General features: G+C 55.9%; 31 protein-coding genes and 1 riboswitch. Of the genes, 26 read left to right on the forward strand and 5 right to left on the reverse strand.

Going from position 1 to position 22,647, the window contains the following annotated elements:
* Positions 1-206: 206 nt before the first annotated feature.
* Positions 207-380: riboswitch (molybdenum cofactor riboswitch) on the forward strand.
* The 8 genes from moaA (at position 368) to Q4551_RS14950 (ending at position 5,280) form a co-directional block, all read left to right on the forward strand.
* Complete coding sequence (gene moaA, locus Q4551_RS14915; RefSeq protein WP_303434669.1) at positions 368-1,357, forward strand: GTP 3',8-cyclase MoaA; 990 nt, start codon at positions 368-370, stop codon at positions 1,355-1,357. Its footprint overlaps the riboswitch before it by 13 nt.
* Before the next feature lie 30 nt (positions 1,358-1,387).
* On the forward strand, positions 1,388-2,014 hold the full coding sequence (locus Q4551_RS14920) for a molybdenum cofactor guanylyltransferase (RefSeq protein WP_303434670.1): 627 nt from the start codon (positions 1,388-1,390) through the stop codon (positions 2,012-2,014).
* A gap of 5 nt (positions 2,015-2,019) precedes the next feature.
* Positions 2,020-2,565, forward strand: a complete 546-nt coding sequence (gene moaB / locus Q4551_RS14925) for a molybdenum cofactor biosynthesis protein B (RefSeq protein ID WP_303434671.1) — start codon at positions 2,020-2,022, stop codon at positions 2,563-2,565.
* Between the two features lie 21 nt (positions 2,566-2,586).
* Positions 2,587-3,102 (forward strand): cyclic pyranopterin monophosphate synthase MoaC, encoded by a 516-nt coding sequence (gene moaC / locus Q4551_RS14930; protein ID WP_303434672.1) that lies wholly within the window; start codon positions 2,587-2,589, stop codon positions 3,100-3,102.
* On the forward strand, positions 3,099-3,350 hold the full coding sequence (locus Q4551_RS14935) for a MoaD/ThiS family protein (RefSeq protein WP_303434673.1): 252 nt from the start codon (positions 3,099-3,101) through the stop codon (positions 3,348-3,350). Before moaC ends, Q4551_RS14935 begins: the two co-directional genes overlap by 4 nt.
* Before the next feature lies 1 nt (position 3,351).
* On the forward strand, positions 3,352-3,849 hold the full coding sequence (gene moaE, locus Q4551_RS14940; protein ID WP_303434674.1) for a molybdopterin synthase catalytic subunit MoaE: 498 nt from the start codon (positions 3,352-3,354) through the stop codon (positions 3,847-3,849).
* Positions 3,850-3,924: 75 nt separating this feature from the next.
* A complete protein-coding gene (locus tag Q4551_RS14945) occupies positions 3,925-4,386 on the forward strand; it encodes an isoprenylcysteine carboxylmethyltransferase family protein (protein ID WP_303434675.1) in 462 nt (153 codons plus the stop codon).
* Positions 4,387-4,461: 75 nt separating this feature from the next.
* Positions 4,462-5,280: a class III extradiol ring-cleavage dioxygenase gene (locus Q4551_RS14950; protein ID WP_303434676.1), complete on the forward strand. Its 819-nt coding sequence runs from the start codon at positions 4,462-4,464 to the stop codon at positions 5,278-5,280.
* Between the two features lie 6 nt (positions 5,281-5,286).
* Here Q4551_RS14950 and Q4551_RS14955 read toward each other — a convergent pair whose 3' ends face one another.
* Entirely contained in the window at positions 5,287-6,402 is a 1,116-nt protein-coding gene (locus tag Q4551_RS14955; protein ID WP_303434677.1) for a PilT/PilU family type 4a pilus ATPase, read from the reverse strand.
* Positions 6,403-6,436: 34 nt separating this feature from the next.
* Entirely contained in the window at positions 6,437-7,471 is a 1,035-nt protein-coding gene (locus tag Q4551_RS14960) for a type IV pilus twitching motility protein PilT (RefSeq protein ID WP_303434678.1), read from the reverse strand.
* A gap of 149 nt (positions 7,472-7,620) precedes the next feature.
* Between Q4551_RS14960 and Q4551_RS14965 the strand changes: the two genes are divergently transcribed.
* From Q4551_RS14965 to hemW, 18 genes are all read left to right on the forward strand, one after another.
* Positions 7,621-8,364: a YggS family pyridoxal phosphate-dependent enzyme gene (locus tag Q4551_RS14965; RefSeq protein ID WP_303434679.1), complete on the forward strand. Its 744-nt coding sequence runs from the start codon at positions 7,621-7,623 to the stop codon at positions 8,362-8,364.
* Positions 8,361-9,179 carry a pyrroline-5-carboxylate reductase gene (proC, locus tag Q4551_RS14970; RefSeq protein ID WP_303434680.1) on the forward strand — a complete coding sequence of 273 codons (819 nt, stop codon included), beginning with the start codon at positions 8,361-8,363 and terminating at the stop codon, positions 9,177-9,179. Before Q4551_RS14965 ends, proC begins: the two co-directional genes overlap by 4 nt.
* Positions 9,180-9,267: 88 nt before the next feature.
* Entirely contained in the window at positions 9,268-9,858 is a 591-nt protein-coding gene (locus Q4551_RS14975) for a YggT family protein (protein WP_303434681.1), read from the forward strand.
* Between the two features lie 192 nt (positions 9,859-10,050).
* The gene (gene ubiE / locus Q4551_RS14980; RefSeq protein WP_303434682.1) at positions 10,051-10,812 is read left to right on the forward strand and encodes a bifunctional demethylmenaquinone methyltransferase/2-methoxy-6-polyprenyl-1,4-benzoquinol methylase UbiE; all 762 of its coding nucleotides are present in this window, start codon (positions 10,051-10,053) and stop codon (positions 10,810-10,812) included.
* The gene (locus Q4551_RS14985; RefSeq protein WP_303434683.1) at positions 10,812-11,474 is read left to right on the forward strand and encodes an SCP2 domain-containing protein; all 663 of its coding nucleotides are present in this window, start codon (positions 10,812-10,814) and stop codon (positions 11,472-11,474) included. Before ubiE ends, Q4551_RS14985 begins: the two co-directional genes overlap by 1 nt.
* A gap of 3 nt (positions 11,475-11,477) precedes the next feature.
* A complete protein-coding gene (ubiB, locus tag Q4551_RS14990; protein WP_303434684.1) occupies positions 11,478-13,115 on the forward strand; it encodes a ubiquinone biosynthesis regulatory protein kinase UbiB in 1,638 nt (545 codons plus the stop codon).
* A gap of 127 nt (positions 13,116-13,242) precedes the next feature.
* Complete coding sequence (gene hisI / locus Q4551_RS14995) at positions 13,243-13,626, forward strand: phosphoribosyl-AMP cyclohydrolase (RefSeq protein WP_303434685.1); 384 nt, start codon at positions 13,243-13,245, stop codon at positions 13,624-13,626.
* A gap of 41 nt (positions 13,627-13,667) precedes the next feature.
* Positions 13,668-14,000, forward strand: coding sequence for a phosphoribosyl-ATP diphosphatase (locus tag Q4551_RS15000; RefSeq protein ID WP_303434686.1), 333 nt, complete (start codon positions 13,668-13,670; stop codon positions 13,998-14,000).
* 36 nt (positions 14,001-14,036) lie between these two features.
* On the forward strand, positions 14,037-14,369 hold the full coding sequence (locus Q4551_RS15005; protein ID WP_303434687.1) for a histidine triad nucleotide-binding protein: 333 nt from the start codon (positions 14,037-14,039) through the stop codon (positions 14,367-14,369).
* Positions 14,370-14,390: 21 nt separating this feature from the next.
* Positions 14,391-14,645 carry a Sec-independent protein translocase subunit TatA gene (gene tatA, locus Q4551_RS15010; RefSeq protein ID WP_303434688.1) on the forward strand — a complete coding sequence of 85 codons (255 nt, stop codon included), beginning with the start codon at positions 14,391-14,393 and terminating at the stop codon, positions 14,643-14,645.
* Positions 14,645-15,100 (forward strand): Sec-independent protein translocase protein TatB, encoded by a 456-nt coding sequence (gene tatB / locus Q4551_RS15015; protein WP_303434689.1) that lies wholly within the window; start codon positions 14,645-14,647, stop codon positions 15,098-15,100. The genes tatA and tatB overlap by 1 nt, the downstream gene beginning before the upstream one ends.
* Positions 15,097-15,858, forward strand: a complete 762-nt coding sequence (gene tatC / locus Q4551_RS15020) for a twin-arginine translocase subunit TatC (protein ID WP_303434690.1) — start codon at positions 15,097-15,099, stop codon at positions 15,856-15,858. Before tatB ends, tatC begins: the two co-directional genes overlap by 4 nt.
* Before the next feature lie 64 nt (positions 15,859-15,922).
* The gene (locus Q4551_RS15025) at positions 15,923-17,077 is read left to right on the forward strand and encodes a homoserine O-acetyltransferase (RefSeq protein WP_303434691.1); all 1,155 of its coding nucleotides are present in this window, start codon (positions 15,923-15,925) and stop codon (positions 17,075-17,077) included.
* A 20-nt stretch (positions 17,078-17,097) separates the two neighbouring features.
* On the forward strand, positions 17,098-17,694 hold the full coding sequence (gene metW, locus Q4551_RS15030; RefSeq protein WP_303434714.1) for a methionine biosynthesis protein MetW: 597 nt from the start codon (positions 17,098-17,100) through the stop codon (positions 17,692-17,694).
* The gene (locus Q4551_RS15035; protein WP_303434692.1) at positions 17,694-18,140 is read left to right on the forward strand and encodes a DUF4426 domain-containing protein; all 447 of its coding nucleotides are present in this window, start codon (positions 17,694-17,696) and stop codon (positions 18,138-18,140) included. The genes metW and Q4551_RS15035 overlap by 1 nt, the downstream gene beginning before the upstream one ends.
* An 87-nt stretch (positions 18,141-18,227) precedes the next feature.
* Positions 18,228-18,836: an RdgB/HAM1 family non-canonical purine NTP pyrophosphatase gene (rdgB, locus tag Q4551_RS15040; RefSeq protein ID WP_303434693.1), complete on the forward strand. Its 609-nt coding sequence runs from the start codon at positions 18,228-18,230 to the stop codon at positions 18,834-18,836.
* 96 nt (positions 18,837-18,932) lie between these two features.
* Positions 18,933-19,454, forward strand: a complete 522-nt coding sequence (locus tag Q4551_RS15045; protein ID WP_303434694.1) for a hypothetical protein — start codon at positions 18,933-18,935, stop codon at positions 19,452-19,454.
* A gap of 2 nt (positions 19,455-19,456) precedes the next feature.
* Positions 19,457-20,602, forward strand: coding sequence for a radical SAM family heme chaperone HemW (hemW, locus tag Q4551_RS15050; protein WP_303434695.1), 1,146 nt, complete (start codon positions 19,457-19,459; stop codon positions 20,600-20,602).
* A 100-nt stretch (positions 20,603-20,702) separates the two neighbouring features.
* On the opposite strand, the gene Q4551_RS15055 is transcribed toward hemW, so the two are convergent.
* From Q4551_RS15055 to rutD, 3 genes are read right to left on the reverse strand one after another with little or no spacing between them, the layout of a single operon-like run.
* On the reverse strand, positions 20,703-21,224 hold the full coding sequence (locus Q4551_RS15055; protein ID WP_303434696.1) for a flavin reductase: 522 nt from the start codon (positions 21,222-21,224) through the stop codon (positions 20,703-20,705).
* A gap of 11 nt (positions 21,225-21,235) precedes the next feature.
* On the reverse strand, positions 21,236-21,826 hold the full coding sequence (locus Q4551_RS15060; RefSeq protein ID WP_303434697.1) for a malonic semialdehyde reductase: 591 nt from the start codon (positions 21,824-21,826) through the stop codon (positions 21,236-21,238).
* Between the two features lie 11 nt (positions 21,827-21,837).
* The gene (gene rutD / locus Q4551_RS15065) at positions 21,838-22,635 is read right to left on the reverse strand and encodes a pyrimidine utilization protein D (RefSeq protein ID WP_303434698.1); all 798 of its coding nucleotides are present in this window, start codon (positions 22,633-22,635) and stop codon (positions 21,838-21,840) included.
* Positions 22,636-22,647: the final 12 nt, after the last annotated feature.

Consider the following 22,647-nt stretch of genomic DNA (forward strand, 5'->3'; position numbering starts at 1 on the left):
CCTGATCCCACTCCTGATCCCACTCCTGATCCCACTCCTGATCCCACTCCTGATCCCACTCCTGATCCCACTCCTGACCCCAACCCTGTAACACTGTCATGGCACTGCTTTGACTCACACTATTCTCGCCACTCTGAACAGTCATTCAATATTTTTTGAACCTGATTGGGCGTCGCTACATTTTTGCACTCAAACCGCCTACACTGGGCGCTGACAAACGCCGAGCAGTTGCTTCTAAGACAAGGGTGGCAAGCCATCCTGTGATGAAGCCTCTGCCGTGGCACAGGCTGACGCCTGAAGGCATAACGCCCCAGCCACCAGGGTTCGATGGGAAACCATTGGGCCTCCCTTATTTGGAAAGGTGTATATGACCCGCTTCAAGCCCGAGCTGAGCGACCGTTATGGTCGCCGCTTCAGTTACTTGCGCCTGTCGATTACCGACGTGTGCAATTTTCGCTGCCACTACTGTTTACCCGATGGCTATCAGAAAACCGATCAGCCAGAACCACTGACGCTGGCAGAAATGACACCACTGCTGCAAACCTTTGCCCATCTTGGTACCCGCAAAATACGTATTACCGGCGGTGAACCCAGTGTCCGCAAGGACCTCACCGACATCATCAGTCTGGCGGCCCAGACACCTGGCATCGAGCAAGTGGCGTTAACCACCAATGGTTACCGCCTGGCAGACCAGGTTGACGACTGGCAGCAAGCCGGTCTGCAACGCCTGAATCTCAGCATCGACAGTCTCGACCCACAGCAATTTGCCGCCATCACGGGCTACTCACATCTCGACCGTATCATGGCGGGGCTGGAACGGGCGTTAAGCCTCGGGCTGGATGTCAAAATCAACGCCGTGTTGTTGCGTGGCTTTAACAGCGAGCGCTTGCAACAGTTTCTCGACTGGATCAAACACACCCCGGTGACCTTGCGTTTTATCGAACTGATGGAAACCGGTGATCACCCGGTCTTTTTTGCCGAGCATCACGTCAGTGGCGAATCCATCCGGCAACAGCTGCGAGACACCGGCTGGCAGGTCGCCATGCGCCACCAGCATGATGGCCCGGCAGAAGAATTTTCCCATCCGGATTATCGTGGCAAACTGGGATTGATCATGCCCTATAGCAAAGACTTTTGTTCCAGCTGCAATCGTCTGCGTATTTCGTCGCTGGGGAAATTGCATCTCTGTCTGTTTGGCGAACAGGGTTATGACATACGATCGCTACTACAGCCCGGCGTAGACCCCGAACTGCTGGTAGCAGAGCTGGAGCAGCGCCTGGGCCTGAAAGACGAAACCCATTACCTGCAAAGCGGCAATACGGGCGCTACCCGTCATTTTGCCATGCTGGGTGGCTAACACCGGGATAAACCCGACAGCGGAGGCGATATGGATACACACGCAAAGGCAACAACCATCGGGGTGATTCTGGCAGGCGGGGCGTCCCGTCGCATGGGGCAAGACAAGGCCATGCTTCCCGCCAGAGAACATGCCAGCTTGCTGCACCACCAAGTCGATCTGATGCAGCAGCTTGGGCTGCAACAACTGTTTATCAGCCGCCATGCCTCCCTGTCCACCCCGGACGACCTGCAACACCTGGTGGTCTGTGATGTCAATGACGAACACCACGATGGCCCACTGGCCGGACTGTTCAGCATTGCCAATGCCTGCCCCAAGGCAACCGCCTTGCTAGTGATGCCCGTCGATCTGCCGTTGATGGACTTGCCCACGCTGCGTTACCTGCTCACTACCGGCCATAGTGATCATCGAGCCGTTTATTTTCTGCAGGAATATCTACCGCTGTACCTGCCGCTATCTGCCAACGTACGACAATATCTGGAAGACCAGCTGACGCTGGCGACCGCCGACAAATCGATCCGCGGGCTGCTGAGCTTTTGCCAGGCCTTGTCTCTGCAACCCGCCAATCCTACCGCACTGACCAATACCAACACCCATGACGAATGGCTTGCCAGCCAGCAAGTCGGTGCTTATCCCAACGTTATCGAACGCGAGTAACTCTGATGTCCAAGACTTTTACCGATCAATTCATGCCGCTGAACATTGCCGTACTAACGGTTTCCGACAGTCGTACCGAGGAAAACGACACCAGCGGCAAACTGTTAATCGACAAACTGACCGATGCCGGCCACCAGCTGGCCGACAAACGCATTGTCGTTGATGACAAATACCTGCTGCGGGCCACTGTCTCTAACTGGATAGCCGACGCCACCACCCAGGTGGTACTGATTACCGGTGGCACCGGCTTCACCGAACGCGACACCACACCAGATGCCATGATTCCGCTGTTTGACCAGACCATCGATGGCTTTGGTGAACTGTTCCGCCATATTTCCTATCAGCAAATCGGCACCTCCACCATTCAGAGCCGGGCCGTTGCCGGATTGGCCAACAGCACCCTGATTTTCTGTATGCCGGGTTCCACCAATGCCTGTCGTACCGCCTGGGACGAGATTATTGCCAGCCAGCTGGACAGCCGTTTCAAGCCCTGCAACTTTGTCTTGCGACTGAAAAACACCGCCAACCAGCTGTGTGACAGCCGCGGCTGATACGTACGAGGCTATTTATCCATGTCTGAACCCAACGAAGTAACCGGGTTTTCCCACGTCAACGCCCGTGGCGAAGCCAATATGGTCGACGTCAGCAACAAACAGCCAACCGTCCGGGAAGCCCGGGCCGAAGGTTTTGTCACCATGCAGGCGGCTACCCTGGAACAAATTCTGGCCGGGGATCACCACAAGGGCGACGTCTTTGCCGTTGCCCGTATCGCCGGGATTCAGGCGGCCAAACAGACCAGCCAGCTGATTCCGCTTTGTCATCCGCTGATGCTGAGCAAGGTAGCCGTCGATTTCGCCCCCCAGCCAGAACAAAACCGCATTCGCATTACCAGCTACTGCAAACTCACGGGTCAAACCGGCGTCGAGATGGAAGCCCTTACCGCCGTCAGTGTCGCCGCCCTGACCCTGTTTGATATGTGCAAGGCCGTCGACCCCGGTATGACGCTCGGTGGCATCCGGGTGCTGGAAAAACTCGGAGGCAAAACCGGTCACTGGCAGGTTGATGCCCTCCAGGAGGTATCACCATGATTCAGGTATTACTGTTTGCCCGCTTGCGAGACCAGCTTGGTACCGGAGCGATCAATCTGACACTGGCAGCACCAACCACCGTGCAGGCCATGCGCCTGGCGCTGCAACAGCAGTTTACCGAGCACGCGGACTCCCTCGCAGCCGGGCAGGCTCTGGTCGCCATCAACCAGTCGCTTTGTAATGATGAAACCATGGTGATCAACAGCGGCGATGAGGTCGCCTTGTTTCCGCCCATGACGGGAGGTTGATATGGATGATATCCGGGTACAGCGTGATGATTTTTCCGTTGCCGACGAATATCAGCAGCTCTGTCAGGACAATCGCGATGATGGTGCCGTGGTCTTTTTTGTCGGCCGGGTCAGAGAACAGAATCAGGGTGACACCATCTCACGTCTGTTTCTGGAACATTATCCCGGCATGACTGAGCGCGCTCTGGCCGACATCGTTGCCGCCGCCAGGAAACGCTGGTCACTGGGCCGGGTGCGGCTGATTCATCGTATCGGTGCGCTCGATATTGAAGACCAGATTATCTTTATCGGAGTCTCCAGTGGCCATCGCCAAAACGCCTTTGATGCGGCGGCGTATATCATGGACTTTCTCAAAAGCCAGGCCCCGTTCTGGAAAAAGGAGACCTTGATCGGGCCAACAGGCGAGACGCTGTCGGAGCGTTGGGTCGACACTCGCAGCAGCGACACGCAAGCCCGACAGAAGTGGGATAACCCTGCCACGCCGGATTCGTTACCATAGCCAGACACGAACAGCCGTGACAACACACTGCGGTCAGTCTGACGCACCCTTGATCCGACCAAAAGGACAATACGTTTGAAACGACTGGAACTCATGATACCCCCGCCACTGGTAGCCATTATTTTTGCCGCCGCCATGTGGCTGATATCCCCTAACCTGCCAACACTGAGCCAGCTTGGACTGATGGACAAGATTCTGGTGGGTTGCTGTGTGGGGGCCGGGCTGGGACTGGACCTGATCGCACTGATCAGTTTTATCCGTCGACGCACCACCATCAACCCGATGAAACCGGAAAACACCGCGTTCCTGGTAACCTCCGGTATCTATCGCCATACCCGTAACCCCATGTACGTTGGCCTGTTACTGAACCTGGCGGGCTGGGCTATTTACCTGACTCATGTACTGCCCCTGTTGCTGTTACCGGTGTTTGTCTATTACCTCAACCGCTTCCAGATCGAGCCGGAAGAGCAACGCTTGGCCGAACATTTTGGAACAGAGTTCACCAGCTATCGGGATACTGTCCCACGCTGGCTGTGAGTAAACTGACAAGTCTTTCGGGCAACTGCTTTCGCACTACCCGCTTTTCCTCAGAATTACTCGCTGGAGCTCACTATGTCGTCGCCACTAACCATGCCCACGGTTTTTATTCCTCATGGCGGAGGCCCGTGGCCTTTTGTGGATCTGGGCGGGCAATTTGGTGACAACGAAATGCAGGCACTGCGCCAGTTCCTGCGACACTACCCTGCCACCCTGCCACAACGCCCCAAGGCCTTGCTGGTCATTTCCGCGCACTGGGAAGCACCGGTTATCACCCTGGCAACCGCACCCCATCCGCCCATGCTGTATGACTATTACAATTTTCCACCCGCGTCCTATCATATCCAATGGCCCGCTCCCGGCGCCCCACAACTGGCACCACGGGTCGCCGAACTGCTTCATCAGGCTGGCTTTGCCACCGATAGCGATGATCAGCGCGGTTACGACCACGGCACCTTTGTGCCACTGAAAGTGATGTTCCCGGAAGCAGATATTCCGGTACTGCAGATGTCGATGCTGGGCAGCCTGAATCCGGCCCATCACATCCAGATTGGCAAGGCATTACAGCCATTGCGGGACGAAGGTGTACTGATTATTGGCAGTGGCATGTCGTTTCACAACCTGCGCCAGCTGTGCACCCCAACCAGCCAGCAACTGTCCCGGCCATTTGATGAATGGTTGCAGGAAATTGCCCTGCAAGCGCCCACCGAACGGGAACGCAAACTGGCCGACTGGGTATCGGCTCCCAACGCCCGACTGGTACACCCACGGGAAGAGCATCTGCTGCCGATGATGGTGATTGCCGGAGCCGCTGGCCAGGACCCTGGCCACATTGTTTATAACGGCTGTTTTGGTGGTGCCTGGATATCCGCTATCGAATACAGCCGGGCATGACATGCGTTAGTTTTCGAGTTTGAAGCTTTTGCTCATACCGGTCAGATGCTCGGCATCACTTTCGGATGCCAGCTTGATCATCAAGCGCAGATCGTTGGCAGAGTCCGCATGGGCCAGCGCATCTTCGTAAGTAATCTCGCCTTGTTCATACAAGTGGTACAAGGCCTGATCGAAGGTTTGCATCCCCGCTTCGGTGGATTTTCTCATCAAAGGCTTAAGGGCATGAACTTCGCCCTTGCGAATCAGGTCCGATGCCAACGGTGTATTGATCAGCACCTCAATGACCGCCCGACGTGAACGACCATCCGGCGTTGGAATCAGTTGCTGGGCAATAATCGCCTTCAGGTTAAGTGACAAATCCATCCACACCTGCCCGTGCCGCTCCGGTGGGAAAAAGTGAATCACCCGTTCCAGTGCCTGGTTGGCATTGTTGGCGTGTAGCGTGGCCAAACACAAGTGCCCGGTCTCGGCAAAGGTCACCGCATTTTCCATAATTTCCGGCGAACGTACCTCACCAATCATAATCACGTCCGGAGCCTGCCTCAGGCAGTTCCGCAGCGCCACTTCAAAGCTTTCGGTATCCAGACCCACTTCACGCTGGGTGATGATGCAGCCGTCATGCTGATGAATATATTCAATCGGGTCTTCAATACTGAGAATATGACCCTTGCTGTTATGGTTGCGAAAACCAATCATCGACGCCAACGAGGTGGACTTACCCGTACCGGTCGCTCCCACAAACAGAATCAGACCTCGCTTGGTCATCGCCAGCTCTTTGATAATCTCGGGCAAACCGAGCTGATCAACACTGGGAATCCGGGTCTCGATACGCCGCAATACCATACCGGCGACGTTACGCTGATAAAATGCACTGGCCCGGAACCGCCCGATTCCTCGAGCGTTGATTGCAAAGTTGAGTTCCTTGGTACTTTCAAACTCATCCTGTTGCTTGCTGTTCATCAAACCCAGAACAATATCCCGGGTCTGTTCAGCGGCTAACGGCGATTTGCTCAGTGGCAAAATCTGTCCGTTGACCTTCATCGATGGGGCAACACCGGCTGTAATAAACAGATCCGACGCGCCTTTATCGACCATCAAACGTAAAAACTTGTCCATCGACATAACAGCTTACTCCATGTCGTCACAATACTCCGGACTAGAAAGCATCCGGGTTTTTGGCTTTTTCCTGCGCAGCTTCACGAGAAATCAGGCCACGTGACAGCAAGGTTTTGAGCGACTGGTCCATGGTCACCATGCCGTAGGACGCCCCGGTCTGAATGGCCGAGTACATTTGTGCGACTTTATCTTCCCGGATCAGGTTACGAATCGCCGGGGTACCAATCATGATTTCATGGGACGCAACCCGGCCACCGCCGGTGCGTTTTAACAGCGCCTGGGAAATAACCCCTTGCAGGGATTCCGACAACATCGACCGCACCATGGATTTTTCTTCCGCGGGAAACACGTCGACGATCCGGTCAATGGTTTTGGCAGCCGAGGTGGTGTGCAGCGTACCAAACACCACGTGGCCGGTTTCGGCAGCGGTCAATGCCAGCCGGATGGTTTCCAGATCTCGCATCTCACCCACCAGAATCACGTCCGGGTCTTCCCGCAACGCCGAACGCAAGGATTCGTTAAAGCCCAGGGTATCGCGGTGAACTTCACGCTGGTTGATCAGGCTTTTTTTCGATTCGTGAACAAATTCAATCGGGTCTTCAATGGTCAGAATATGGTCGTGCTTGGTTTCATTGATGTAATCAATCATGGCTGCCAGGGTCGTCGACTTACCGGAACCGGTCGGGCCAGTCACCAGTACAATGCCACGGGGGATTCTGGCCAGATCCTTGAACACTTCGCCCATACCAAGCTGGTCCATGTTCAAAACCTTGGACGGAATCGTCCGGAATACCGCACCAGCACCCCGGTTTTGGTTAAAAGCATTGACCCGGAAGCGGGCGACCCCTGGCACTTCAAACGAAAAGTCGGTTTCGAGAAATTCCTCGAAATCCTTGCGTTGCTTGTCATTCATGATGTCGTACACCAGCGAGTGCACTTCTTTATGTTCCAGTGCCGGTACATTGATCCGGCGTACATCACCATCAACACGAATCATCGGCGGCAAGCCTGCCGACAAATGCAAATCCGAAGCACCTTGCTTGGCACTAAAAGCCAGCAATTCGGTAATATCCATCGCCTGTTTTCCTCTGTAGGCACAACATTTTATTCGTACAGCTGATATCTGAGCCAGGTGATGGCATGGATCAACCTTTTATACGATCATCATATACCAGAGCGTGTAATGCTCTGCACGACCACTCAATCCTAACCAAAGCGTAACTAATGTCTACAACACTTGCCGAACACTACCAGAGCGTCTGCGACCGCATCCGGCAGGCCTGCCAGAACAGCGGCCGGATACCCGAAGAGGTCAGCTTGCTGGCCGTCAGTAAAACCAAACCCGCCAGTATGGTCGAAAGCTGTTACCGGCTGGGTCAGCGTCGCTTTGGCGAAAACTATCTGCAGGATGCGGTCGAGAAGATCACCGCACTGGCTGGTCTGAGCGATATCGAGTGGCATTTTATCGGACCATTACAATCCAACAAGACCCGCGCAGTAGCCGAACACTTCCAGTGGATGGAAACCCTGGATCGCGACAAGATCGCCCAGCGTCTGAACGAACAGCGGCCACCCCATTTGCCGCCCTTGAATGTTCTGATTCAGGTGAATATCAGCGCCGAACCACAAAAGGCTGGCCTGCCCCCCGCAGACATCACCCGTCTGGCAGCTATGATAAACTCATTACCCCGGTTACAACTGCGCGGGCTGATGTGCATTCCGCAAGCCAGTGAAGATGAGGCTGTTGTGGTCGCACAGTTCCAGCAAATGCGACATCTGTTTGAAGCCTTGCAACAGCAGTACCCCGGCGTCGACACACTGTCGATGGGCATGTCGAACGACCTGGAGCTGGCCATACGCCATGGCGCTACCCAGGTACGAATCGGCACAGATATTTTTGGCGCACGTCCCGGACAGCAGAGCCACTCTGATACGGACGGCCACGACAAACACGAGGATTCCCTATGACGCATATCGCATTTATTGGTGGCGGTAATATGGCCACCGCTATTATCGGCGGCTTGTTACGCCAGGGCGACCTGTCAGCCCAGATGATTCAGGTCAGCGACCCCGGTGAAGACAAGCGCCAGGCACTGGCCAGCCAATTTGGCATCCAGACTTTTGCCGACAACCTGGAAGCCATTCGCAACGCCAATACCGTGATTCTGGCGGTCAAGCCGCAAATGATGAAAAGCGTGCTGGAGCCATTGCGGGAAACCCTCAAGGCACGCCAGCCACTGGTCGTATCCATCGCTGCCGGTATCACCCTGGAGAACCTGGCACAGTGGAGCGGTTGTTCTGCCATTGTCCGCTGCATGCCCAATACCCCGGCATTACTCAGTGCCGGCGCGACCGGCCTGATGGCCAGCCCCGGCGTCAGTATCGACCAGCGTAATGGTGCCGACCGGCTGCTGCAGGCCACCGGCACCACCGTCTGGCTGAAAGACGAGCAGGAACTCGACATCGTAACGGCACTCTCAGGCAGTGGCCCGGCCTATTACTTCCTGTTGATGGAAGCCATGATCGCGGCCGGAACCCGACTCGGTCTGAGTGAAGACACCGCTCGCGCCCTGACCGTCCAAACGGCACTCGGCGCTGGCATGATGGCCTCACAATCCGATGTTGGCCCAGATGAATTACGTCGCCGGGTTACATCTCCCAAAGGCACCACGGAACAAGCGGTTTTGACCTTTGAAGAAGCCGGGATTCGTGACATTGTTCAGGCAGCCATGTCCGCAGCCCAGAACCGTGCGGCAGCAATGAACCGGGAACTCAGCGAATAGCATCGGCATACCCTGTGGGATGTCGCCAGCCAGCTGACTTTCTGATCCAGAACACACAGCGTTTTTTTAAGCTATAAACGGAGTAATCATGTCTCCCCTGTCACAAGTTGGAATGCTGTTGGTGAACACCATCGGCAGCATGGTATTGCTGATTTTCTTGCTGCGCTTCTTGCTGCAGCTGGTACGGGCGGATTTTTATAATCCGATTTCCCAATTCATTCTGCGTTTTTCCAATCCGCTACTGGTGCCGCTGCGTCGGGTCATTCCCGGTTTTGGTGGCTTGGACATCGCCTCACTGGTGCTGACCTATCTTGCCCAGCTGCTGTTAATGGTCGCCATTCTGATGATTGCCGGTCAATTTATGCTGCCATGGGGTTATCTGCTGGTATGGGCGCTGATTGGTGTGCTGTCACTCTGGCTCAACATCTACTTCTGGGGCTTGCTGATTACCGTCATCGCCTCCTGGGTAGCTCCCAACAGCTACAACCCGGCGCTGATTCTGATCAACCAGATTCTGGAACCCGCCATTCGTCCAATCCGTAATGCCATGCCCGACCTGGGTGGCCTGGACCTGTCGCCGATTATCGCTTTCCTGTTGATCCAGGTACTCGAAATCATGGTTATTGGCCAACTGGCCACACTCTCCAGTATGCCAACAGGCATCGCCATCGGCATATAATGCCGACCATGTGGCATGGGCAACGATTGCCCATGCCATTCTCCCGCACAATCGCCACCGGCTTTCCTCCGGCCTGCAAATCCAGAACCTGCCTCCGCCTTGATTTACCCGTCGGCATACGACAAACAGGCACAGCGCAAGACATTCGCCGCGCGCATGGCTAAAATGACCGACCACATTTGGAGGTGCCTAATGTCGCAACAACCGCCGGATCAAAAAACCACTCATTTTGGCTACAAAACCGTCGCTACTGACGAGAAACAGGCAATGGTTGCCGATGTCTTCCACTCGGTCGCCGCCAAGTACGATCTGATGAACGACTTGATGTCGTTCGGAGTGCATCGTTTGTGGAAACGCATCACCATCGAAATGAGCGGTGTTCGCCCAGGCAATCAGGTACTCGACCTGGCCGGGGGCACTGGCGACCTGACCAAGAAATTCGCCCGTATTGTTGGCCCTCAAGGCAAGGTAGTACTGGCCGACATCAATTCCTCCATGCTGAATGTCGGCCGCGACCGTCTGACCGATCAGGGTTACGTTGGCAATATCGAGTACGTCCAGGCCAATGCCGAATGCCTGCCATTCGAAGACAACAGTTTTGATGTGGTGACGATTGCCTTTGGCTTGCGGAATGTCACCGACAAGGATGGCGCACTGGCGTCCATCACCCGGGTACTCAAGCCCGGCGGTCGCCTGCTGGTGCTGGAGTTTTCCAAGCCCACCAACCCCTTGATGAGCAAGGCCTACGACCTCTACTCATTCTCGGCACTGCCGTTTATGGGCAAACTGGTGACCAACGATGCCGACAGCTATCGTTACCTGGCCGAATCCATCCGCATGCACCCGGATCAGGAAACCCTCAAAGGCATGATGGAAAACGCCGGACTGGTACGTTGTTCCTACCATAACCTCACCAGCGGCGTGGTCGCCTTGCACCGGGGAATCAAACCCTGATGTTTTCTCTGCCAGCAGAACTGACCCATGCCCTGTGTTTGCCATGGGAAGCGGCAATCAATCACGCCTTGCGCTACGATCCTGCCACTCTGCAACAGCTGGGCCGCTATAACGGCCGACTGGTGCATATTCGTCTGGTGGCGACCGGAACCCTGTCGCTGCGTATTCTCGACCAGGGCATCGAACTGGGGCTGTCCCAACAGGACCCTGACGAGCTGGCCATGGCGGATGTCACCCTCACAGGTACCTTGCCCGACTTTATCAGCCTTGCCCGCGCCAACAACAAGGCCAGTGTACTGATGTCAGGCGCTGTCGCCATCGAAGGTGACACCGAACTGGCCATGGCACTCAGCCGCCTGATGGATCAACTCGATATCGACTGGGAAGCCATGATCAGCCCGGCCACCGGAGGCCTGATAGCCCACCAGATCGGCGCAGGCCTGCGGGGCCTGATGAGTTGGGGGCAAGCCACCGCCAAAACCATGTCCACCGCCGCCCGGGACTACGCAGTGGAAGAAGCCGGATTACTGGTCTCCCAGACTGAAATGGATCAGGTTGCCGACCAGATCGACCAACTCAAGCTAGCAACCGACCGCCTGGCCGCTCGCATCCAGTTATTGGAAGCAAGCCGTTCGACGCAACCAGGTAAGGGAGAGAAATAAATCGTGTCCCGACTCTGGCGTTTATGGAAAATCCTGTTTGTTTTCAGCAAGTACCGCCTCGATGGCCTGATTCCGCTGCAGCACCTGCCGTTCAGTTTGAGGATTCTGCTGTGGATAGCACCCTGGCGTCTGAGTCCGGTACCGCCCAACCTCAGTCGTGGTGCCCGCTTGCGACTGGCGCTGGAAGCACTGGGACCGATTTTCATCAAGTTTGGCCAGATCCTCTCGACCCGGCCCGATCTTGTGCCCGACGATATGGTGCAGGAACTGAAACGCCTGCAAGACAAGGTGCCGCCCTTTCCGGAAGATCAGGCCATCGCCTTGATCGAAGCCCAGCTGGGCCAGTCCGTCGAGCAGCTGTTTGCCGAATTCTCTCCGACGCCATTGGCCTCGGCTTCCATTGCCCAGGTACACACCGCCCGCCTGTTTGATGGCAAGGACGTGGTAGTCAAGGTGGTTCGTCCCAACATCGAACATACGATAGAACGGGATTTGCAGCTGCTCGAAACCATGGCAAAACTGGCCGTGACCTATTCCGCCGACGCCCGCCGCCTGAAGCCGATGGAAGTGGTGGAAGATTACCGCCACACCATTTACGGCGAGCTGAACCTGCAGATTGAAGCCTCCAACGCCACGCAGTTGCGCCGCAACTTTGCCGACTCCGACGATCTCTATATTCCGGAAGTATACTGGGATTACACCCGCACCAGCGTGATGGTCAGTGAACGTATTTACGGCATTCCGGTGGCCAATATCGATGAGCTGCGGGCCCAGGGCACCAATATGAAGTTGCTCGCCGAACGCGGCGTTGAGATCTTCTTTACCCAGGTATTCCGCGACAGCTTTTTCCATGCCGATATGCACCCCGGTAATATTTTTGTCTCCCGCGAGCACCCTGAATCGCCACAATACATCGGTATCGACTGCGGCATCGTCGGTAGCCTGACCGACGAAGACCAGCATTATCTGGCCATGAACCTGCTGGCCTTTTTTAATCAGGACTATTATCAGGTTGCCCAGTTACACGTCGATTCTGGCTGGGTACCCGCGACCACCAAGGTGCATGACCTGGCCGCGGCCATTCGCAGTGTCTGCGAACCCATCTTTGAAAAACCACTGGCGGAGATTTCCTTTGGCCAGGTACTGATCCAGCTGTTCAGCACCGCTCGCCGCTTCAATATGGAAGTACAGCCCCAACTGGTACTGCTACAAAAAACCCTGCTCAATATCGAAGGGCTGGGTCGTCAACTGTATCCCGAGCTGGATTTGTGGAGCACCGCCAAGCCCTACCTGGAACGCTGGGTGCGTGACCGTTTTGGCCCCAAGGCGGCGTTTCAGGAACTCAAGCGGCAACTGCCGACCTGGATCGAAAAAGCCCCGAAAATGCCAGGGCTGCTGCATGGTGCGCTCACTCGCATCAACCATATGGACGAAAACCAGCAGCAGTTGCAACGCGAAATCACCGCCCTGCGTCAGGCACTGGAATATCAGAACCAGCAAAAACGCCATCATATTCTGGCCAGCCTGATGACCGTCGGCGGCCTGTTTCTGTGGTGGCAAGCCTTTGCACTGGGCATCACCGACGCCCTTGGTATCAGCATCAGCTTGCTAGGGTTGTTATGGATATTACTCAAGGCCTGACGACCGTAACCGCTTGCGGTATGCTCACAGCCCGGATAACACCACCGCGCCAGTCACCACACCATTGGCGGCACCGTTTGAATTTTCGACACGGCTTCAGCGTGTCGACCAGCAGGTAATACGCAACATGAACAGCAACTGGCTAGATGCCGTAAAATGGGATGACAAGGGTCTGGTACCCGCCATCGCCCAGGATTACAAAACCGGTCGCATCCTGATGATGGCCTGGATGAATCGCGAAGCCCTCGCTCTGACCATTGAGGAAAATCGCGCCATTTATTACTCTCGCTCACGCCAGAAGCTGTGGCGCAAAGGCGAAGAGTCGGGCCATATCCAGCCCTTGCATGAAGTCCGCCTCGACTGCGATGCCGATGTCATTGTGTTACAGGTCGAACAATTAGGCGGCATTGCCTGTCACACCGGCCGCGAAAGCTGCTTTTATCAAGTGTGGCAGGACGGCGAATGGGTCGCGGTTGACCCGGTATTAAAAGATCCGCAAGAAATCTACTAGATCGGGTCTGATCTTCCATAATTCACAGAGCTGTTATAAAAATGAGTGATATTCTCTCCTCCCTGGGTGACATCCTCGACGAACGCAAAGGCGCGTCGGCAGATTCCTCTTACGTGGCCAGTCTGTACACCAAGGGCCTGAACAAGATTCTGGAAAAAGTGGGCGAAGAAGCCACCGAAACCATTATCGCCGCCAAGGACGCCGAGCGCAGTGGTGATAACCAGGACGTTATCTACGAAACCGCCGACCTCTGGTTTCACAGCCTGGTAGCGCTGGCGCATCTGGGTGAACGCCCGGAAGCCGTGATTAACGAACTGGCCCGTCGCTTCAATATGTCCGGGCTGGAAGAAAAAGCGTCACGCGGCGACCAATAACCCCGCTGCCATACGTTTATCCGTAAGGACATCAAGATGACTGACTGTATTTTTTGCAAAATAGTGGCAGGCGAGATTCCGGCCAACAAGGTCTACGAAGACGATGATTTTCTGGCGTTCCACGATATTGCCCCCAAGGCAGAGACTCACTTGCTGGTGATTCCCAAACGCCATATCGTCAATCTCAACGACCTCAACGACACAGACAGCGCCTTGATGGGCAAATTGATGCTGACTATTCCGCGTATTGCCGCCACCCAGAACCTGACCGGCTATCGCACCATCACCAATACCGGTGTCGAAGGCGGACAAGAAGTATTTCATATGCATTTTCATATTCTGGGCGGCTCTGCGCTGCCCGGATTCTGAGCACTCAACGAGGACACACTTATGCTTGGCGGTATCAGCATCTGGCAATTGGTTATCATCCTGGTCATCGTGATCGTGATTTTTGGCACCAAGAAACTGCGCAATATGGGCGGTGATCTTGGCGGAGCCATCAAAAACTTCAAAAGTGCAATGAACGAAGGCGCCGACAAGGACGACGACGCTGCCGCCCCGGCCAAACCCAAACCGCTGATGTCTGACCAGTCTGGCAGCGTGGAAAAAGATGCTGACTTCAGCGAGCAGAAAGACAAGCACTGATGTTTGATATCGGCTTTCTCGAGCTTGTGGTTGTCGGCGTCCTTGGTTTGTTGGTGCTTGGCCCGGAGCGTCTGCCCAAGGCAGCCCGTACCGTTGGCCTGATGATTGGCCGTGTGCGCCGTACCATGAGTGGCTTCCAGGATGAACTGGAGCGCCAGGTACGGGCCGATGAACTGCGGGAAAAACTCAAGGACCCCTACGCCACGTTTCTCGATGACGACGACCGTCGGCCAGCCGCCGTGCGGGACAACGCAAAGGGTACAGACCACGGCCAGCCCCCTGCGGCAGAACCGGCGACCGCAGCAGCAACCACAGCCAGACCAACCATCGACAGCCGGGAAGCCGTATCACCGGCAGCCATCGACCCGGAATACCCGTCCGGCACCGGCGACCAACCCCGTATATTGCCCGATATACCGACACCACCTGCCAAGGACATCAAGCCCGAATCATGAGCCAGGATCAGGAACAACCCCTTATTGCCCATCTGGTCGAACTGCGCAACCGCTTGCTGAAGTCGGTGCTGGTGGTATTGGCACTGTTTCTTGGCATGTTCTATTTTGCCAACGACCTGTATCTGATACTGGTTCAGCCGCTCTCGGTCCTGCTCCCTGAAACCCAGGGACAAATGATCGCCATCGGCGTTGCCTCACCCTTTCTGGTGCCGTTCAAGCTGACACTGGTACTGGCAGTACTGATCGCCATGCCCTTTATGCTGCACCAGCTCTGGGGGTTTATCTCACCGGGCCTGTATCAAAATGAAAAACGCTTTGCCGTACCGCTGTTGCTGTCCAGCACCATCCTGTTTTACACCGGCATTCTGTTTGCCTACTACGTGGTCCTGCCGCTGGCGTTTGGTTTTTTCACCATGGCCGGGCCGGATGGCATTTCGTTTATGCCCGACATCGCCAACGTACTCGATTTTATTCTGAAGATCTTTTTTGCCTTTGGTTTCGCCTTCGAGATACCCGTGGCCACCTTTCTGATGGTCTTGAGCGGCATCACCACCGTTGCCTCCCTGAGTGAAAAACGGCCGTATATTTTCCTTGGCTGTTTTGTTGTCGGCATGCTGGTGACACCTCCCGACATTATCTCTCAAACCATTCTGGCGCTGCCCATGTACGCCCTGTTTGAAGGGGGAATACTGGCCGCTCGCCTGATCCGCCAACCCGTCGATGAAGACGAGCCGCAGGACGCCACAGACATCCTGTGATTCCCCGCGATTACTGCTACACTCGCCTTTTACCCAGCTTCTATACTCCAGGAATACGCCCACCATGCCGGAAGTTATCCCTGACGATTCCGTCGGTCTGGTTACTCCCCAGCAATTTCATTCCGATGTACCACTGACACTTCGTAGTGGTCGCGTGCTGCCAGAATACGACCTCGTTTATGAAACCTACGGCGAACTCAACGCCGAACGTTCCAACGCCATACTGCTGTGTCATGCCCTCAGCGGCGACCATCATGCTGCCGGTTATCATCATATGGATGATGCCAAACCCGGCTGGTGGGACAACGCCATCGGGCCGGGCAAACCGATCGATACCAGCCAGTTTTTTATTGTTTCACTGAACAATCTGGGTGGCTGCTCCGGTTCCACCGGCCCTGTCAGCCCAAACCCGGAAACCGGCAAGCCCTATGGCCCCGACTTCCCGATTGTTGCCGTGCGTGACTGGGTTGCCAGTCAGGCGCAACTGGCCGACCATCTGGGAATCCAGCAATGGGCTGCCGTTGTCGGTGGCAGCCTCGGCGGCATGCAGGTTATCCGCTGGTCGATTCAATTCCCGGAACGGTTACGTCACGCCGTAGTGATTGCCTCAGCCTCCAAGCTGTCGGCACAGAACATTGCCTTTAACGAAGTCGCCCGTCAGGCCATAGCCAAAGACCCGGACTTCCACGACGGCAACTATCTGGAACACAACACCATTCCCAAAGTCGGCCTCACCCAGGCGCGGATGCTGGGACATCTGACCTATCTGTCGGATGACGCCATGCGGCAGAAATTTGGTCGCGAGCTACGGGAAGGCAAGCTGAACTACAGCTTCAGCCCAGAGTTTCAGGTCGAAAGTTACCTGCACTACCAGGGCGAGAAATTCAGCACCCGCTTTGATGCCAACACCTATATGTTGATGACCAAGGCCCTCGACTACTTCGACCCCGCCGGCGATTACGATAACGACCTGGTCAAATGCCTGAGTCAGGCGCACTGCCACTTCCTGGTCGTCTCCTTTACCAGCGACTGGCGTTTTGCCCCGGAGCGCTCCGAAGAAATCGTCAACGCCCTGATCGAAGCCGACAAGAACGTCAGCTACGCCTGCATTGATTCCGACGGTGGCCACGATGCCTTCCTGCTGCCCAGCGCCCGCTACCACCAGGTCCTCCGCGCCTATATGGGCCGCATTGCCAACGACGTGGAGAAACACTCATGAGTCAGACATCTTTGGCCAACCTGCGAGCCGATCTGTCCATTATCCAGCAGTGGGTGCAACCCAACAGTCAGGTACTGGATCTCGGTTGTGGCGAAGGCCAACTGTTACACTACCTGCAAGAGCACAAAAACGTGCGAGGTTATGGGCTGGAGATCAACCCGGACAATATCTCCGCCTGCATTGCCAATGGCATCAACGTGATCGAGCAGGATCTGAACGAAGGCTTGAGTAATTACAAAGACAACAGCATCGATACCGTCATCATGACCCAGGCGTTACAAGCGGTTGAACGGCCCGATGCCCTGCTCGACGAAATGCTGCGCATCGGTGATGAAGCCATTGTCACCTTCCCCAATTTTGGCCACTGGCGCACCCGGCTATACCTGGCGCTCAAGGGCCGGATGCCAATGTCGGAAACCTTGCCCCATGCCTGGTACAACACCCCCAATATTCACCTGTGTACCGTGGCCGACTTTGAAGCACTGTGTGCGGAAAAACACATTCGGATTCTCCGTAAAACCGTGCTGGATGATCACCACCAGGAACACTGGTCGATCAACTTCTGGCCTGCACTGTTAGGAGAAATTGCCATCTATCACCTGACCCGGAGACGCTGATGAAAGCACTACTAACCACCTGTCTGATGCTATTGAGCCTGACGGCCCTGGCCGATCGCGGTGAACAAAAAAAGGTATTTGGCGACTATGAAGTCCACTACATCGGCCTGACCAGCAGCTTCCTCAGTGAAGACGTGGCCAGCGCCTATGGCATAGAACGCTCGCGCAGCTTGGGATTCCTCAGTATTTCGGTACTGAACAACCCCGGCGATGACGTCCTGCCCAAGCCAGTGACAGCACAGATTCAAGGCACGTTAAAAAACCTGATCGGCCAGGAAAACGAACTGCAGTTCAAGGAAATCAAGGAAACCAACGCCGTCTATTACATTGCGACGTTCCGCTTTGATGAAGAAGAAACCTATCGAATCCGGCTCGACGTTGCCCCCGATGGCATCAACAAGCACTTCGATGTCCGTTTCAGCCAACGTTTTTACGAAGAAGAATAATCCACCCGTGTCGCCAGCAGCACACCGGGTAACGCCAACGCGGCCCGGTATGCCCGGACACCTTGCGATGCGCCATAAGGCTCTGCTATGAAAATCGTTCTCGCCAGCGGCAACGCTGGCAAATTACGGGAATTTTCCCAGCTGTTCGACAGCCACTTTGCCGACCGCCACATCACTCTTATCCCCCAGAGTGACCTTGGTGTCAGCGACGCGGACGAAACCGGCCTCAGCTTTGTCGAAAACGCCATTCTCAAAGCCCGCCACGCTGCGACCATCACCGGCTTGCCCGCCTTGGCCGACGACTCCGGTCTCGAAGTAGATGCCCTGCAAGGGCAGCCAGGTATCTATTCCGCCCGGTTTGCCAGCATGAACCAGGCAGGTAGCGGCGATCACGACAACAATCACCTGCTATTACAACGCCTGGCCGACGTTCCGGCAGCACAGCGCACGGCACGATTCCAATGTGTACTGGTCTACATGCGCCATGGCGAAGATCCGACCCCCCAAGTCTTTCAAGGCCACTGGGAAGGCACCATATTAACCTCGCCATCCGGCAGCAACGGCTTTGGTTACGATCCCCTGTTTTATGTCGCGGCGGAGCAATGTGCCGCGGCGGATCTCGACAAGGCCCGTAAGAATGCCCTGTCACACCGGGGCCAGGCCATGCAGCAACTGCTGCAACGCTGGCAACCCTGACTATTATTGTTTTACCCCGTCACACTCTGTTGTTATGCGGTGAGGGGTTTTCTGCACACCATGTGGTGCATTGTTAATCGAGAAAAGGAGCACATCGTGGAAATACTTGAGCAGTTACAGCAAAAGATCACCCAGACCATTCAAACCCTGGAAAACCTGCAACTGGAAAACCTGCAACTGCAGGAAGACCTGGAACAAACCCAGCAAGCTCTGGCCACTGCCGAGCAAAAAAATACCGAATTGATGCAACAGAACGATGAACTGGACAAGGAGCAAACCCGCCTTTCCCACCAGCAACACCAAATGGAAGCCCAGGTTCAGGCCTTGCTGCAGACTCTTGATGTCGCAGTTGCAGAACTGCTGCCCGCCAAAGAAGACGAGGCAGTAGGCGACGAAAACGCCAGTGAACACTCCGATGGCGAACACGCAGGTGAAGGTGAAGGTGAAGGTGAAGGTGAAGGTGAAGGTGAAGGTGAAGGTGAACACGAAGGTGGCCATGAACAGGGTCATGACGGTGAGCACCACGAGGAGCACCATGAAGGTGAACACCACAGTGAGCACCACGAGCATCATGAAGGTGAACACCACGGCGAGCACCACGACAACAACTGGAACTGAGCATGCGCCAGCTGCCGCCACTCAGTCTGTACATCCATGTGCCCTGGTGCATTCGCAAATGTCCGTACTGCGACTTCAACTCGCACACAGCCAGCACCGAATTACCGGAAACAGACTATGTGGCAGCGCTGTTAAATGACCTCGACAGCGAGCTGGAACACCGCCATGGGCGTGTCATCCAGACCATTTTTATTGGTGGAGGCACCCCCAGCCTGTTATCGGCGCAGGCTTACGCCAGCTTGTTCAACGGCTTGCGCCAACGGCTAACGTTTGCCGACGATATCGAAATCACGCTGGAAGCCAACCCCGGCACCTTCGAAGCCGACCGTTTTGCCGCCTACCGTGCACTCGGCATCAACCGCCTGTCGATGGGCATCCAGAGCTTTAACGACCTGCACTTGCAGAAACTCGGCCGCATCCACGACAGCGACCAGGCCAAAGCCGCCATCACGGCTGCCCGGACTGCCGGGTTCGACAACCTCAACCTCGACCTGATGCATGGCCTTCCCGGACAGTCGTTAGCCGACGCCATGGACGACCTCAACACCGCCCTGAGCTTTGACCCGCCACATCTCTCCTGGTATCAGCTCACCATCGAACCCAACACCGAATTTTACAAACGCCCGCCAGTGCTGCCCGAAGACGATACCCTCTGGGATATTCAGGACGCCGGCCAACAACGCCTGGCCGACGCCGGATTTGCCCACTATGAAATTTCCGCCTTTGCCCAACCCGGCAAACAGGCGCGGCATAACCTCAATTACTGGCAATTTGGCGACTACCTCGGCATTGGTGCCGGTGCGCACGGCAAAGTCAGCTGGCTCGACAGCCGGGACCAGATCCACAGCGCCCGGCGCTGGAAAACCCGCCAACCCAGTGATTACCTCAACCCCGACAAGCCATTCCTTGCCGGTAGCCAGCCAATTGCCGCCCACGACATGGGGCTGGAATGCCTGATGAATGCCCTGCGCCTGCGCCAGGGCATCAGCGTCGCATGCTTTGAGCAACGTACCGGTCAAACACTGGCCAACGTTGCCGCCCCCATCGCCAAAGCCAAAGCCATGGGACTGCTGGAAGTAGGACAAGACATCCGGGCCACCGAACGCGGCCAACAGTACCTGAATGAATTACTGGGGTTATTTCTCTAGGGCCCGTCCGTGGCGCGTGTCCTGTTCATACGGACAACCGCAGAGAACATCCCCACGGTTATGGCCGTATTGCGTATCCGCGCTTTAACCCAACGGTGCTTTAACCCAACGGTGTGGCGTTGCAATAACCACGCTGGAAATAAATCAGGCCATCGCCACTTTCCTGCTGGCGAATACCGACAATCTCACAGATCAGGATATCGTGACTGCCAGCGGCAACACGGTTGCTGATGCGGCAGTCGAAGTTGACCAGCGCGCCGTCCAGCATTGGTGAGCCGGTAACGTCGGTGCTCCACTGCGCTGCCGCAAAACGTTCGGCCATGGGGGATTTGCCACCAAAGGTATTCGACAACGCCTGTTGATCGGCGCTCAGGGTATTCACACACAAGTAATCGCTGTCGCGAAATGCCGGGTAGACCGAGGCATTGCGGTTCAGGCATACCAGCAAGCTGGCGGGTTCATCCGAGACACTGCACACCGCGGTTGCGGTAAAACCCGCACGGCCATCCGGGCCTTCGGTGGTCACGACGTTAACGGCGGCAGCCAATATCGACATGGCGCTACGGAATACGTCGCGGCTAACAGTCTGCGGCGCGGTTTCTGGGGTTTTGACGGCCAACATAACAGGCTCCTTCAGGAAAACAGACAGGCTTTGGAAAGGTCCAGACGCGGCAGACGGTCGTAGACCTTGCTGCTGTCGCCGTAGCCCAGGTTGATCAACAGGTTCGACTTCCACTGACCGTCACTGAAAAACTCCTGATCCAGGGCGGCGTTATCAAAGCCGGACATCGGCCCGGTATCCAGACCCAGGCTGCGGGCGGCAAACACCAGGTAGGCCGCTTGCATCGAGCTGTTACGGAAAGCGGTTTCGTAAATCAGTTCTGGCGTGCCGGTAAACCAGCTGCGGGCGTCACCATGGGGAAAGAGTGCTGGCAGCTCGTCGTAGAATTCGCTGTCGTAAGCAACAATGACGGTAACGGGCGCGGTCATGGTTTTGTCGAGGTTGCCGGATGACAGGCAAGGTTTCAGACGCTCCTTGCCTGCTGCAGTACGGACAAACACAAAACGTGCCGGGCTGCAGTTGGCAGAGGTCGGGCCCATTTTGACCAGGTCGTACAGCTGCTCCAGCAGGCTGTCTGGCACAGGCTGGTCTTGCCAGCCGTTGTGGCTGCGGGCTTCAGTAAACAATTGCGCCAGAGCGCCGGAATCAAGTGGTTCGTTCATAAAGCCCTCGCTCAGGCCGCTGGAGTAGTAGGTGCAACACTGTGAATAAAATCGGCCAGCGTTGTATTAATGGTCTCGGCGCAGGTGATGCTGGAAGCATGGCCGCCGTAATCAAAGACTTTCAGAGTGGCGTTGGGCAGTACCCGTTGCAGCTCCTGGGAGCAGGTCCAGGGCACCAGCGAATCATCACTGTTGGCGAGCAGTAAAGTGGGCTGTTCAACCTTGGCCAATGCTTCTCCCGGGTTAAACGTCAGCAGCGCCTGAATGCGTCGTAGCAGGTTCTCGACCGGAGGAAACCCTGCCAGCTGTTTGCATTCTTCCACTTCCAGATGCTCGATATGTTCGGCAATCCAGGTCGGCGGATAAAGAAACAGCGCCTGGGCTTCGATATAGGCCGCCGCACCGGCACCCGCCAACAGCTGCTTGCGTACCGAGAAGCAGCGGGCGGTGTGTGGACTGGCCTTGGCCCAGGCGTTCATCAGCGTCAGGCTTTTGAGTCCGGGGGCTTTTTGCAGTGCCAGTTCCAGACCAACCAAACCGCCCAGCGCATGCCCCACCAGATGGTAGTCGCCAATGTGATACTCGGCTAACAGGCGTTGCAGCTCATTGGCCATATCGCCAATTGCGTAACCTTCAGGCAATTCGGCCGGGCTATGCCCGGTGCCGAGTTGATCATAGAGGACAATGCGGAAGTCTTTGCCCAGGCTGCTCAGCTGCGGTGCCCAAAAATGGGCAGCGCCACCTAGCCCCGAGCTGAAAACCAGCGTCGGGGCATCGGCGTCTTGCCGGCCATGAATTTCAATATGCATGACATTGCTCAT

It is taken from the genome of Oceanobacter sp. 5_MG-2023 (assembly GCF_030548165.1).
GTDB lineage: Bacteria > Pseudomonadota > Gammaproteobacteria > Pseudomonadales > Oceanobacteraceae > Oceanobacter.

Bases quoted from the DNA above. Each gene is read 5' to 3' on its own strand.
- tatC (WP_303434690.1), top strand. From the start codon at position 15,097: ATGAGCCAGGATCAGGAACAACCCCTTATTGCCCATCTGGTCGAACTG.
- tatA (WP_303434688.1), top strand. From the start codon at position 14,391: ATGCTTGGCGGTATCAGCATCTGGCAATTGGTTATCATCCTGGTCATC.
- Q4551_RS14950 (WP_303434676.1), top strand. From the start codon at position 4,462: ATGTCGTCGCCACTAACCATGCCCACGGTTTTTATTCCTCATGGCGGA.
- tatB (WP_303434689.1), top strand. From the start codon at position 14,645: ATGTTTGATATCGGCTTTCTCGAGCTTGTGGTTGTCGGCGTCCTTGGT.
- Q4551_RS14935 (WP_303434673.1), top strand. From the start codon at position 3,099: ATGATTCAGGTATTACTGTTTGCCCGCTTGCGAGACCAGCTTGGTACC.
- proC (WP_303434680.1), top strand. From the start codon at position 8,361: ATGACGCATATCGCATTTATTGGTGGCGGTAATATGGCCACCGCTATT.
- Q4551_RS14985 (WP_303434683.1), top strand. From the start codon at position 10,812: ATGTTTTCTCTGCCAGCAGAACTGACCCATGCCCTGTGTTTGCCATGG.
- Q4551_RS15000 (WP_303434686.1), top strand. From the start codon at position 13,668: ATGAGTGATATTCTCTCCTCCCTGGGTGACATCCTCGACGAACGCAAA.
- moaC (WP_303434672.1), top strand. From the start codon at position 2,587: ATGTCTGAACCCAACGAAGTAACCGGGTTTTCCCACGTCAACGCCCGT.
- rutD (WP_303434698.1), bottom strand. From the start codon at position 22,635: ATGCATATTGAAATTCATGGCCGGCAAGACGCCGATGCCCCGACGCTG.
- Q4551_RS15060 (WP_303434697.1), bottom strand. From the start codon at position 21,826: ATGAACGAACCACTTGATTCCGGCGCTCTGGCGCAATTGTTTACTGAA.
- ubiE (WP_303434682.1), top strand. From the start codon at position 10,051: ATGTCGCAACAACCGCCGGATCAAAAAACCACTCATTTTGGCTACAAA.
- hisI (WP_303434685.1), top strand. From the start codon at position 13,243: ATGAACAGCAACTGGCTAGATGCCGTAAAATGGGATGACAAGGGTCTG.
- moaA (WP_303434669.1), top strand. From the start codon at position 368: ATGACCCGCTTCAAGCCCGAGCTGAGCGACCGTTATGGTCGCCGCTTC.
- hemW (WP_303434695.1), top strand. From the start codon at position 19,457: ATGCGCCAGCTGCCGCCACTCAGTCTGTACATCCATGTGCCCTGGTGC.
- Q4551_RS15035 (WP_303434692.1), top strand. From the start codon at position 17,694: ATGAAAGCACTACTAACCACCTGTCTGATGCTATTGAGCCTGACGGCC.
- moaE (WP_303434674.1), top strand. From the start codon at position 3,352: ATGGATGATATCCGGGTACAGCGTGATGATTTTTCCGTTGCCGACGAA.
- Q4551_RS15055 (WP_303434696.1), bottom strand. From the start codon at position 21,224: ATGTTGGCCGTCAAAACCCCAGAAACCGCGCCGCAGACTGTTAGCCGC.
- Q4551_RS15005 (WP_303434687.1), top strand. From the start codon at position 14,037: ATGACTGACTGTATTTTTTGCAAAATAGTGGCAGGCGAGATTCCGGCC.
- Q4551_RS14965 (WP_303434679.1), top strand. From the start codon at position 7,621: ATGTCTACAACACTTGCCGAACACTACCAGAGCGTCTGCGACCGCATC.
- Q4551_RS14975 (WP_303434681.1), top strand. From the start codon at position 9,268: ATGTCTCCCCTGTCACAAGTTGGAATGCTGTTGGTGAACACCATCGGC.
- Q4551_RS14920 (WP_303434670.1), top strand. From the start codon at position 1,388: ATGGATACACACGCAAAGGCAACAACCATCGGGGTGATTCTGGCAGGC.
- Q4551_RS14960 (WP_303434678.1), bottom strand. From the start codon at position 7,471: ATGGATATTACCGAATTGCTGGCTTTTAGTGCCAAGCAAGGTGCTTCG.
- rdgB (WP_303434693.1), top strand. From the start codon at position 18,228: ATGAAAATCGTTCTCGCCAGCGGCAACGCTGGCAAATTACGGGAATTT.
- moaB (WP_303434671.1), top strand. From the start codon at position 2,020: ATGTCCAAGACTTTTACCGATCAATTCATGCCGCTGAACATTGCCGTA.
- Q4551_RS15025 (WP_303434691.1), top strand. From the start codon at position 15,923: ATGCCGGAAGTTATCCCTGACGATTCCGTCGGTCTGGTTACTCCCCAG.
- Q4551_RS14955 (WP_303434677.1), bottom strand. From the start codon at position 6,402: ATGTCGATGGACAAGTTTTTACGTTTGATGGTCGATAAAGGCGCGTCG.